The 11,197-nt window shown below is 71.2% G+C and carries 9 protein-coding genes; 6 read left to right on the plus strand and 3 right to left on the minus strand.

The features are described 5' to 3' along the window. The first annotated feature begins 1 nt into the window (after position 1). Positions 2–2,284: a penicillin acylase family protein gene (locus HHX41_RS33215; RefSeq protein ID WP_182909102.1), complete on the plus strand. Its 2,283-nt coding sequence runs from the start codon at positions 2–4 to the stop codon at positions 2,282–2,284. 99 nt (positions 2,285–2,383) lie between these two features. Next, positions 2,384–2,611, plus strand: a complete 228-nt coding sequence (locus tag HHX41_RS33220; protein ID WP_169986625.1) for a response regulator transcription factor — start codon at positions 2,384–2,386, stop codon at positions 2,609–2,611. On the opposite strand, the gene lat is transcribed toward HHX41_RS33220, so the two are convergent. Then, positions 2,600–3,889 (minus strand): L-lysine 6-transaminase, encoded by a 1,290-nt coding sequence (lat, locus tag HHX41_RS33225; protein ID WP_182909103.1) that lies wholly within the window; start codon positions 3,887–3,889, stop codon positions 2,600–2,602. The genes HHX41_RS33220 and lat overlap by 12 nt on opposite strands. Positions 3,890–4,210: 321 nt before the next feature. Here lat and HHX41_RS33230 point away from each other — a divergent pair, with 321 nt between their 5' ends. Then, positions 4,211–5,566, plus strand: coding sequence for a transaminase (locus tag HHX41_RS33230; RefSeq protein WP_182909104.1), 1,356 nt, complete (start codon positions 4,211–4,213; stop codon positions 5,564–5,566). Then, the gene (locus HHX41_RS33235; protein WP_169986619.1) at positions 5,563–6,009 is read left to right on the plus strand and encodes an Lrp/AsnC family transcriptional regulator; all 447 of its coding nucleotides are present in this window, start codon (positions 5,563–5,565) and stop codon (positions 6,007–6,009) included. Before HHX41_RS33230 ends, HHX41_RS33235 begins: the two co-directional genes overlap by 4 nt. 18 nt (positions 6,010–6,027) lie before the next feature. On the opposite strand, the gene HHX41_RS33240 is transcribed toward HHX41_RS33235, so the two are convergent. After that, positions 6,028–7,683: a penicillin-binding transpeptidase domain-containing protein gene (locus HHX41_RS33240; protein WP_182909105.1), complete on the minus strand. Its 1,656-nt coding sequence runs from the start codon at positions 7,681–7,683 to the stop codon at positions 6,028–6,030. Positions 7,684–7,715: 32 nt separating this feature from the next. Here HHX41_RS33240 and HHX41_RS33245 point away from each other — a divergent pair, with 32 nt between their 5' ends. After that, positions 7,716–8,558, plus strand: a complete 843-nt coding sequence (locus HHX41_RS33245) for a fused MFS/spermidine synthase (RefSeq protein ID WP_310742299.1) — start codon at positions 7,716–7,718, stop codon at positions 8,556–8,558. Positions 8,559–8,567: 9 nt separating this feature from the next. Beyond that, positions 8,568–9,446, plus strand: a complete 879-nt coding sequence (locus HHX41_RS33250; RefSeq protein WP_182909106.1) for a phosphotransferase family protein — start codon at positions 8,568–8,570, stop codon at positions 9,444–9,446. A 62-nt stretch (positions 9,447–9,508) separates the two neighbouring features. On the opposite strand, the gene HHX41_RS33255 is transcribed toward HHX41_RS33250, so the two are convergent. Further along, positions 9,509–11,197 (minus strand): HNH endonuclease signature motif containing protein (locus HHX41_RS33255; protein WP_182909107.1); only part of this gene is annotated, 1,689 nt, incomplete at its 5' end.

Below are 11,197 nucleotides of genomic sequence, written 5' to 3' on the forward strand. Positions count from 1 at the left end.
GATGAAGCTCAGACCACTGGTGATCGCGCTGGCGCTACTCGCCCCCGCCGTCGCGGCCGTACCCGCCGCGGAGGCGGCCGACGGAGGTTATTCAGCCACGATCCGGCGCACCGAGTACGGCATCCCGCACATCACCGCCGAGGACTACGGCGGCCTCGGATTCGGCTACGGCTACGCCTTCGCCCAGGACAACCTGTGCACGCTGGCCTCCTGGGTGGTGACGCTGCGCGGCGAACGGTCCCGCTACTTCGGCCCCGAGGCCGAGTCCGACGACCCGGTCAGCCCGGTCGCCAACCTCGCCAGCGACGTCTACTACAAGAGCGTCGCCGACTCCGGCGTCGTACGGCGGCTGCTGGCCCGGCCCGCGCCGGTCGGCCCGGGCGACGAACTGCGCCGCCTGGTCGACGGCTACGTCGCCGGATACAACCGCTACCTCGCGGACACCGGCGTGGCGAACCTGCCCGACCCCACCTGCCGGGGCAAGGCCTGGGTCGGCCCGATCACCGCCGCCGACATGTGGCACAACCTGCTCGACCTCAGCCGGATGGTCTCCAGCTCGCGGCTCAAGGAGGCCGTCACCGGGATCGCCGGACCCGAGGACGCGGGACCTCCGGAAGACAGGCCGCCGCAGCCCAAGCCCGCGGCGGGCAGCAACGCCTGGGCCCTGGGCCGTCAGGCCACCCGCGGGGGCGGCGGCATGGTGCTGGCCGACCCGCACTTCCCCTGGCAGGGGATCCGCCGCTTCTACCAGGTCCAGCTCACCATCCCCGGCGTGCTCGACGTCTCCGGCGGCAGCCTGTACGGCACGCCGGTCGTCCAGATCGGCCACAACGCCAGGGTCGCCTGGACCCACACCGTCTCCCACGCCCAGCGTTTCACCGTCTACCGGCTGGCACTCGCGGACGGCCACAGCTACACGGTGGACGGCCGGGCGGAGCCGATGGGCGAGCAGGAGGTGGAGGTCACGCTGCCGGACGGCACCGTCTCCGCCCACACACTCCTCACCTCGCGCTACGGCCCGGTGCTCGCGGTCGGGCACACCGACGAGGCCGCGTACGCGCTGGCCGACGCGAACGCCGCCAACCTGCGGGCGGCCGACGAATGGCTGGCGATGGCCAGGGCGGGCAGCGTCGACGAGCTGCGCGCGGCCCAGCGGACCTACCAGGGGATGCCATTCGTCCACACCCTGGCCACCGACGCGGGCGGAACCGCCTACTTCGCCGACACCTCGGTCGTCCCCCACGTCGGCGACGCCGAAGCGAAGCGCTGCGCCAAGCCCTCGCCCGTCCCGGGCCTGGATGCGTACGTGCTGGACGGCGCGACCTCCGCGTGCCTGTGGGGCAGGGACGGCGACGCCGTCGTGCCGGGCATCTTCGGGCCCGGCAGCCAGCCGAAGCTGGTCCGCGCCGACTACGTGGCCAACTCCAATAACACCTACTGGATGACGAACCCGGGCAAGCCGCTCGCTGGTTATCCCAAGGCGTACGGCGAGACGGGCACGGACCTGGAGCCGCGCCCCCGGGTCGGCCTCGACATGATCGCTCAGCGGCTGTCCGGGGCCGACGGGCTCGGCGCGCCCGGCTTCACGCTGGAGACGCTGCAGGCCACGGTGCACGGCAAGCGCAACCTCACCTTCGAGCTGATGCGCGACGACCTGCTGAAGATGTGCCGTACCGACTCCCGGGCGGACGTGCGCGAGGCCTGCCGGACGCTGGGCAAGTGGGACGGGCGCGCCACCCTGGACGGCGAGGGCGCCGTCCTGTGGCGGGAGTTCTTCACCCGGCTCGGTCGTCCCGTGTGGCGGGTGCCGTTCGACCCCGCGCGCCCGCTGACCACCCCTCGCGGCCTCAAGAACGACCCGGCCGTACGGCAGGCCCTCGCCGACGCCGTGCTGTTCTTCCGGTCCAACCGGATCCCGCTGACGCTCACCCCCGGGCAGGCGCAGAGCTACTCCTCCATCCCGATTCCCGGCTGCACGGAAGGGGAGGGCTGCTTCGAGCGGGTGCGCATGCGCGGACCACTGGGCGCGGACGGACGCTACCCGGAGGTGGACACCGGCTCCAGCTTCATGATGGCCGTCGAACTCACCCCCGGTGGGCCGCGTGCGCGCACCGTCCTCACCTACTCCCTGTCCGCCAACCCCGCCTCGCCGCATCACACCGACCAGACGGCCCTGTTCTCGCGCGGCGGGTGGGTCACCGAGCGCTTCACCGCCGCGGAGATCGCCGCCGATCCGCGTCTCAGGACCGTCACGGTCCGTGGCGGCGTTGACGCGGGCAAGTAAGCACTCTTTGCCCCAAAGGTGGATATTGCGGGTTATGCTCTCGCTCACAACCGCCGTGCGGGGGCCTCGGCGATCTCTGACGTCTTCGACGGAGGCCGGATGAGAATCGACGACCGCACCGCAATGGGGCTGAGCAAGCGGGAGACCGAGGTCATGGAGCTGATCGCGACCGGTCACTCCAATGGCGAGATCGCCCAGCGGCTGTTCCTGAGCGAGAAAACCGTGAAGAACCACGTGAACCGCATCTACGCCAAGCTCGGGGTGGAGTCGCGGGTCAGGGCGATCTGCCGTTGGCGCGGCGAGGCCGAGCCCTCCTCAGGGCAGTGACCGGCCGGATCCGAGCAGAGCGGCGCGCAGTCCGGCGAGCCCGTACTCGAGCTCGTCGGGCTGGACGGACAGGGCGGGGCGCAGCCGCACCGACCGTTCGCCGCAGCGCAGCACCAGGATCGCGTGCTCCTCCCTGAGCCGGGAGACCAGCCCTCCGGGGTCGGGGACGTCGAAGGCGCACATGAGCCCGCGGCCGCGGGCGCCTGCGACCAGACCGTCGGCCTCCAGTCCCCGCAGGGCCCCCAGCAGCTTCTCGCCCAGGATGGCCGCCCTGGGGATCAGGCCGTCCCGTTCGATGATCTCCAGCAGGCGGCGGGAGCGGACCATGTCGACCAGGCCGCCGCCCCAGGTGGAGTTGATCCTGCCGCTCACCCGGAACACGTTGTCGGGCACGAGGTCCACCCTGCGGCCCGCCATGATGCCGCCGACCTGGACCTTCTTCGCGAAGGCCACGATGTCGGGAGCCAGCCCCAGCTGCTGGTACGCCCAGGGGCTGCCGGTCAGGCCGACGCCGGTCTGCACCTCGTCCACGACGAACAGGGCCTCGTACTCGTGGCAGAGCGCCTGCATCGCCTGGAGGAACTCGGGGCGCATGTGGTTGTCACCGCCCTCGCCCTGGATCGGTTCGGCGATGAAGCAGGCGATGTCGTGGCGGAACCGCTCGAACGCCTCCCTGGCCTGCGCCAGCGCGCGCCTCTCGGCCCGTTCGACGTTGCCGAGGTGGATGGCGGGGACGTCGATGCGCGGCCAGCAGAACCGGGGGAACCTGTCGGTCTTTACCGGGTCGGTGTTGGTGAGCGAGAGCGTGTAGCCGCCGCGGCCGTGGAAGGCCCGGGTGAGGTGGAGGACGCGGGTGCCGAGGCCGGGGTGGCGGCCGTGGGCCTCATTCCAGCGGCTCTTCCAGTCGAAGGCGCACTTGAGCGCGTTCTCCACGGCCGCCGACCCGCCCTCGACGAAGAACAGGTGCGGCAGTTCGGGGTCGCCGAGCACGCGCCGGAACGTCTCCACGAACTCGGCGAGGTGGACGGTGTACATGTCGGAGTTGGCCGGCTTGTTGGCCGCCACCCGGCCGAGCAGTGCGACGAACTCCGGGTCGTCGGCGAACGGGTTCACCCCGAGCGGCGACGACGCGAAGAACGTGTAGAAGTCCAGATACCTCCGGTCGTCGCGGGCGTCGACCAGCCAGGAGCCGGCGCTCCTGTCCAGGTCGAGCACCAGACGGTAACCGTCGACGAGCAGGTGCCGTGCGAGGGCGTCGTGTACGGCGGTGGGGTCCATTTCGCCTCCGCGTCATACTGGGAAACGAGATGATTCCCTCACACACGGCCATCTATGTGAATAGTTTTCGCCCAGATAGCACCTTTGGAGGACATCTTTCAGTCCGTAAGGGTAGGTTCGGCGTCCGACAAGCTCATCACGGGCGGCCTGCGGGTGAACATCCAGATCAGCCCCACCGTGAACGTGATTCCCGAGAGGCTGGTCCACAACCAGATCGGCGGCTCGCGGTCATGGGATGACGATTCGGAACCTTTTGTGTACCTTTGCTTCAGATTCCGTGGTCCTGCACGGATATCAGCGATCTTTTCTGAGGCAGGGATGATGATCGACCGTACTCGCCTGGCCCGGCTCCTCGACCGCGAGCGCGGCGCGTTCCGGGAGCGCAACCCGCGCTCGGCCGCCGCGTACGAGCAGGCGAGAGGCCACCTGTTCGGCGGCGTGCCGATGACGTGGATGAACAAGACGGCGGCGGGCTTCCCTCTGTACCTGGCCGAGGCGCACGGCGCCCGCGTCACCGACCTGGACGGCCACGAGTACGTCGACCTCTGCCTCGGCGACACGGGCGCGATGGCGGGACACTCGCCTCGTGCGACCGTGGAGGCGGTGGCCGACCGGTTCGGCCGGCTGGGCGGGGCCACGGTCATGATGCCGACCGAGGACGCCGCCTGGGTCGGCGCCGAGCTGGGCCGGCGGTTCGGCCTGCCCTACTGGAGCTTCTCGCTGACGGCCACGGACGCCAACCGGTGGGCGATCCGGCTGGCCAGGGCGATCACCGGCAGGCCCAAGATCCTCGTGAACAGCTACTGCTACCACGGCAGTGTCGACGAGGTGCTGATCGTGGTCGGCCCGGACGGCGAGCAGGTCTCCCGTGAAGGCAATGTCGGCGCGCCGGTCGACCCCACCGTCACCTCGCGCGTCGTCGAGTTCAACGACCTGCCCTCGCTGGAGCGCGAACTGGCGTACGGCGACGTCGCGGCGGTCCTCATGGAGCCCGCCCTCACCAACATCGGGATCGTGCTGCCCGAGCCGGGTTACCTGGAGGGCGTGCGGGAGCTGACGCGGCGATACGGCAGCCTGCTGATCAACGACGAGACGCACACCCTCTCGGCGGGACCGGGTGGCTGCACGAAGGCCTGGGACCTGCACCCCGACATCGTCACGATCGGCAAGGCGATCGGCGGCGGCATCCCCAGCGGCGGGTACGGCCTGTCCGCCGAGGTCGCGGCGCGCATCGAGGCGATGGAGGGCCTCGACCTGGTCGACATGGGCGGGGTCGGCGGCACGCTGGCCGGCAACGCCCTGTCGGTCGCCGCGATGCGCGCGACGCTGGAGCACGTGCTCACCGACGACGCGTTCGCCGCCATGACCGAGCTGGCGACCCGCTTCGCCAAGGGCGTCCAGGAGGTGATCGACGCGCACGGCCTGCCGTGGTCGGTCACCCGGCTCGGTGCGCGCGCCGAGTACCGCTTCACCAGCCCGGCCCCCCGTAACGGCGGCGAGTCGAACGCGGCCGGCGACCCCGACCTGGACGACTACCTGCACGTCTACCTGGCCAACCGGGGCGTGCTGCTCACGCCGTTCCACAACATGGCGCTGATGTCGCCCGCCACCACCGAGGCGGACGTGGACCTCCACCACGAGGTGTTCGCCGCGGCCGTGGCGGACCTGGTCTCATGACCCTCGACGAGGTCGACCGGGTCCTGCTGCGCGAGCTGCAGCGGGACGGCCGGGCCTCCTACACCGCGCTCGCCGAGGCCACCGGCCTGTCGGCGCCCGCCGTACGGCAACGCGTGCAGCGGCTGCGCGACGAGGGCGTCGTGCAGATCGTCGGCGTCACCGACCCGATGGCGCTGGGCCTGCCGGTCATGGCGCTGATCGGCGTCCGCGTCGACAGCGACGTGCACGAGGTCGCCGACCGGATCAGCGAGCTGTCCGGCGTGATCTACGTGGTGCTCACGGCGGGCTCGTTCGACCTGTTCGCCGAGGTGGTGTGCCGGGAGCCGGCCGAGCTTCTCACCGTGCTTAACGACCACGTCAAGCGGGTGCCGGGCGTCACCCGGGCCGAGGCGTTCACCTACTTCGGGATCCACACCCACCGGTTCGCCTGGCCCGGCGTCTGAGGGCCTGCAGCTGAAGGCCTACAGCGCGCGCAGGAAACGGGCGGCGATGGGCACGGCGGCACTACGGCCGGTGCCGCCGTGCTCCACGAACACGGCGAAGGCGAGATCACCCCGATAGCCGATGAACCAGGCGTGGTCCTGCCCGCCCTGCCCGTCCTCGGCCGTGCCGGTCTTGCCCGCGACGCCCTGGGGCAGCTCCGAGCCGGCGGCGGTCCCGTCCACCGTGACCGCGCTCATCAGCGAACGCAGCCCTTCCGCCACGTTCGAAGGCAACGGCACGTTCTGCGGCAACTCCCCCTGCTGCTCCTCGTCCGCCAGCGGGCGGGCCGGCCTCCACTCGCCGCTCTCCACTGCGGCGGCGACCAACGCCATGCAGAGCGGGGTCGCCTCGACCGTGCCCTGGCCGAAGGAGTCCTCGGCGAGCGCGTCCGGGTTCTCCGGCCGCCGGAGGGTGCCGCACGTGCTCATGCCGCCGCTCTCCCCCTCCACCGCGAAGCCGAACGCCTTGGCCTGCTCGACCAGCGTGTCACCGCTCAGCCGCTCGATCGTCAGCCGGGCGAACGTGGTGTTGCACGACAGGGCGAACGCCTGCCGCAGCGTGACCGTCCCGTGGTTCTCGTTGCGATAGTTGTGGATCGACCGGTTCATGGGGATCTGGTAGACCGCCGGGCAGTCCACCGTGCTGTCCGGGGACAGCCCGTTGTTCAGCAGCGCCGCCGCCGTGATCGTCTTGAACGTCGAGCCGGGGGCGTACTTACGCTCGAACGCCCCGCGGCCGCCCAGGCGGTCGGCGACCGCGAGGATCTCCCCCGTCGACGGACGTATGGCCACGATGGCGCCGCGCTGCACACCGTCGAGCGCCCGGGCCGCCGCGGCCTGCGTCGCGTAGTCGATCGTGGTCCGTACACCGGCCGGCCGCTTGTCCGGCTTGTACGAAAGGACGGTCTTCGAGGGCAGGCCCGGATTGTCGACCTCCAGCGCCCACCCCACGGCCACACCCGTCGCGGGCGCCACTCCCTGCTTCACCAGGTTCTCGAGGTACGCCTCGGCGCCCGAGTTCCGCGGGAACTCCCGCCCTCCCCTGGTCACCGGCTGCAGCGGTCCCACCTCCGGCGCGGTCCTGACGAGACTGCCGCCCGGCTGGATCTCCGGATGCAGGACGGCAGGCGCCCAGAGCACCTTCCAGGTGAGGTCCCGTACGGCGAGATGCAGGCTGGAGTCGAATCGCCAGGTGCCGGCGTCCTGCTCGTCCCGCTCCTGCGTGAACGGGATCTCGGCCGTCTCGTCCCCGGTGCGGACCATGTCGCCGACCGTGATCCGCAGCGAGCTGGACAGAGCGGCGTCCTCGAACGCGCGGTGCTGGTCCGCGAAGTCGTCGGGGGGCTCGTCGACCAGGTCGTGCATGGCGTCGTAGTCGCCCTTGACCCAGGCCTGGAAATAGGCGGCGGCCGTCTCGTCCGGAGAGCCTTCCGGGGAGCCCGCGGGGGACGGCTCGGGAGATGACTCGGGACGGAGCTGGAGCGTCTGCGGGCCGGCGGGTGCGAGTGTCCCCCGCGGCGCGGCGACGAAGTCCGAGCTCGGCTCCTGCCTGCCGGACACAATGAGTCCGACAACGCCGAAGACGAAGATGGCCGCGGCGACCATGACGAGGGCGAGCAGGGCCCTGTTCCGCATACGGTTCTCATATCACGCGAAAGGAGCCATAGGTGGCAAGGAGCAGAGAACCGTTGCCAGGCCGCTATCCGGTGACCTTCGGCGAGGTGGAGCTCCTGCGCGACCTCGACCGGCCGGACGGATGGATGCTCATCAGGGACGGCGTCCCCCAGTCGTACGTGGACCTGACCGATCCCACCTATCTGGACTTCTCCTACACCCAGCTCATGGCAAGTGTGATCGACTGCCTGCCCGAAGGCCCGCTCGACGCCGTCCACATCGGCGGCGGGGCCTGCACGATCCCGCGCTACATCTCCGCCCGGCGGCCCGGCTCCCGGCACATCGTGGTGGAGCCGGACGCCGCGCTGGTCCAACTCGTGCGCGACCAGCTCAGCCTCAAGTCGGTGCCCCGGCTGAAAGTACGGGTCGTGGACGGCCGCGCGGCGACGGCGGACCTCCGGGACGACTCGGCCGACCTGTTCGTGCTCGACGCGTTCACGGGCGCGACGATGCCGGTCGAGCTGGCGACCGTCCAGTACATGGCGGAGATCGCACGCGTACTGCGCCCCTCCGGCACGGCGCTGATCAACGTGGCGGACGGCAAGGGCCTGCCCTTCGTCAAGCGGGTCGCCTCCACGGTGAGCCGCGTCTTCCCGCACGTCGCGCTGCTGGCCGAGCCCGGCATCCTGCGCGGGCGCAGGTTCGGCAACGTCATCCTGGCGGCCTCGCCCGGCGACCTGCCGATCGACGGCTTGACCAGGAAGGCGGCCGGCGGCCTCACGCAGGCCCGGTGCGTGGCGGACGAGGACCTCACCCGGCTGGTCGCGGGGGCCGCTCCCATCCGCGACGGCGACGCCGTCCTCGCCCCCGTCCCCCCGCCCGGCCTGTTCGAGTAGCCGGCCCTCGTGGAGAACACCCAGGCGAATCGCGCTCTGTTGAGCCGGCTGCTGCCGGGCGTCGAACCGGACGATCTCACCGTCCGCCACGGGCAGTTCCACCAGGTAGTGATCGGTGCGGACCGTGTCGTGTGCCTGCCTCGCACGGCAGCGGCGGCCGCCCGGCTGCCGCACAGAGCCGCTGTCCTGCGCCTGCTCGCCGGGCTCGACCTCGGCTTCGCCACACCTCGGCCGCTGGCGCAGGGCGGCGAGCACGGCACCGGCAAGCCGCCGTTTCTCGTCCTCAGCCGCGTCCCCGGAGCCCCGCTGGACGCCGCCGCACTCGACGATCCCCGGGTGACCGAGGCCGCGGCGGCGCAGTACGTCACGATCCTGACCGAACTGGCCAGGATCGGCGCTGAGGCAGGCGGTGCGGGGAAGAGGGTGCGAGCGGCCCTGCCGGCAGCACAGGAAGATCGGTGGCGACGGTTCGCAGCGGACGTCCGCGCCGAACTGTTCGGGCTCATGTCCGGCAAGGGGCGCCAACGAGCCGAGCAGGAACTCGCGGCACTCGACCGCCTTCCTCACATCGCCCACGCGGTGGTGCACGGTGATCTCGGCGCCGAGAACGTCCTGTGGGAGTGCCGCGACGGACTGCCGGTGCTCACCGCGGTGATCGATTGGGATGAGGTCACGATCGGCGATCCCGCCGAGGACCTGGCGGCCGTTGACGCCAGCTACGGCACGCGTTTCCTGCATCGGGTGCTCGCACTGGGCGGCTGGTCGGACAGCACGATGACCACCCGCATCGCCATGATTCGCGCCACCTTCGCGCTGCAGCAGGCCCTGTCCGCGCAGCGGGACGGCGACGAAGCACAACTGGCGGACGGACTGACCGGCTACCGCTGACTTCCTCCCCGGGGAGAACGCTTCCGGCCACAGCATCAACCCGCCTCGTGTCGTCGTGGTCGTCATTCCCGGACCCGCCTGGTTCGGGCTGGGTGGTAGGTGAAGGCCCAGCGGTCTTTGCCGGTCTTGTGGCGGGTGTAGCGGTCGGGGTGCTGGTAGCGGTCGCGGTTGTGGAACTGGCAGGCCGGGCCCAGGAGTTTGAGGTCGGTCAGGCCGCCGGTGCTCCAGTTGTGGGCGTGGTCGATCTGGCACCTGGTGGCGGGCAGGGGGCAGCCGTCGACCCAGCAGGTGGCGTAGCGGGCGTAGATCGCCCGCCGCTGGGCGGGGGTGGCCAGGCGGACTTTGCGGCCCATGTCCAGGACCTGCCCGTCGGCGTCCATCACCAGGCGCACCAGGGTGGAGGTGCGGGCCAGCCGGTGCACGCTGGAGACGGGCAGCACCTGCCCGGTCGCCAGCAGCAACCCCGGCGCCGTCCCCAACGCCGTACCCAGCGCCCCCGGCAGCCCTCCGGCCGCTGCTCCCGGTCGCGACCCCGGCTCTGGTCCCCGCGTGCCGGGTGGCGTCTCCGTTCCTCCCGGCCCATGCCGGACCTCCCCCGCAGGCCGATGCCCGGCGTGGGGGTGATGAGCAGGTGCGTCTCCGGGCGGATCAGGCGACTGCCACTCGCCCCACCGCGACTCCGCCGATTGCGACCCCTGCCGCTGCGGCGTGCTCCGCTGTGAATCCCTCTGCTGCGACTCCCTCTGCTTCAGCGAGCTGCTCTGCTGTGGCGTGCTCTGCTGTGGCTCCTGCGGCGACTCGCTCCGCTGCCTGCCTTTCACCTGCGCGCGTCCGGTTGCGTGATCGCCGGGCTCCACATCATGGGGTCCGGTCGCCAGCTCGGCACTCTCGACGGCGCTCTGGCCGGCGTTTTCGACGGCAGCCTCTGTGGCTACATCGGCACCGGCGTCTACGGCAGAAGCGGCTTCCTCGGCCGCCTCGGCGTCCTGAGTGTTCTCGGGCTCTTCGGTGTCTTCAGGGCCTTCCGGGCCTTCGGAGGTCTCGGGGGTCTCGGGGGTCTCGGGGTGGTCGGCGCTCTCGGGGTGGTCGGGGGCGGGGTCGGTGGGGAGGGATTCGGCGTTGACCAGCACCAGGAGCTCGGCGGCGATCTTCTCCTCCAGCAACGCCATGAACGCATCCGCCTGACGCACTCGCAGCGGCCGGTCATCGCCCTCCGCCTTCGGCCTGGCATAGGCATCCAGCAACGCCTGCAACCGGGCGGCGTGCTCACGCGGGAGATAGAACTCCCCCTCCAGCCCGCCGCCCTTGCCGGGGCGGACCCGCAGGAACCGCCGACCGTAGTCGGCCCGCTCATCGCGGTCCTCGCCGTCGGGGTCGAGCACGGCCCGCAGGTAGCGGCCGGCCTTGGCCACCTCCGCCGCCCCCGCCCTCCCCGCCAGCTCCAGCAGAATCGGCTCAGCCAAGGCGGCCTGCTCATCGGACAGGCCAGAGATCGCCGCGCAGATGGCCTCCACCACCCCCGCCGCCAACCCACCCGCGGCGAACTTCTCCCGCACCCGCGGCAGGCGGGCCAACTCGATCCCCAGGCTCAGCAGCCGGCCCGCACCCGCCACGGTCATCCCTGCGGCGGTGCGCAGCCAACTGCGGGTGGAGGCATGCCCATGCCGCCGGGCCTGCCCCGCCCGATGCACCCGCCCCACCCGATCCGCCAACGCCGAGGTGATCCGATCCCGCGCGAACACCAACTCCTC

This window comes from Microbispora sp. H13382 (assembly GCF_014161445.1).
Taxonomy (GTDB): Bacteria; Actinomycetota; Actinomycetes; order Streptosporangiales; family Streptosporangiaceae; genus Microbispora.

Excerpts from the sequence above, each read along its gene's own strand:
- HHX41_RS33215 (WP_182909102.1), top strand. The coding sequence starts at position 2 with ATGAAGCTCAGACCACTGGTGATCGCGCTGGCGCTACTCGCCCCCGCC.
- HHX41_RS33220 (WP_169986625.1), top strand. The coding sequence starts at position 2,384 with ATGAGAATCGACGACCGCACCGCAATGGGGCTGAGCAAGCGGGAGACC.
- lat (WP_182909103.1), bottom strand. The coding sequence starts at position 3,889 with ATGGACCCCACCGCCGTACACGACGCCCTCGCACGGCACCTGCTCGTC.
- HHX41_RS33230 (WP_182909104.1), top strand. The coding sequence starts at position 4,211 with ATGATCGACCGTACTCGCCTGGCCCGGCTCCTCGACCGCGAGCGCGGC.
- HHX41_RS33235 (WP_169986619.1), top strand. The coding sequence starts at position 5,563 with ATGACCCTCGACGAGGTCGACCGGGTCCTGCTGCGCGAGCTGCAGCGG.
- HHX41_RS33240 (WP_182909105.1), bottom strand. The coding sequence starts at position 7,683 with ATGCGGAACAGGGCCCTGCTCGCCCTCGTCATGGTCGCCGCGGCCATC.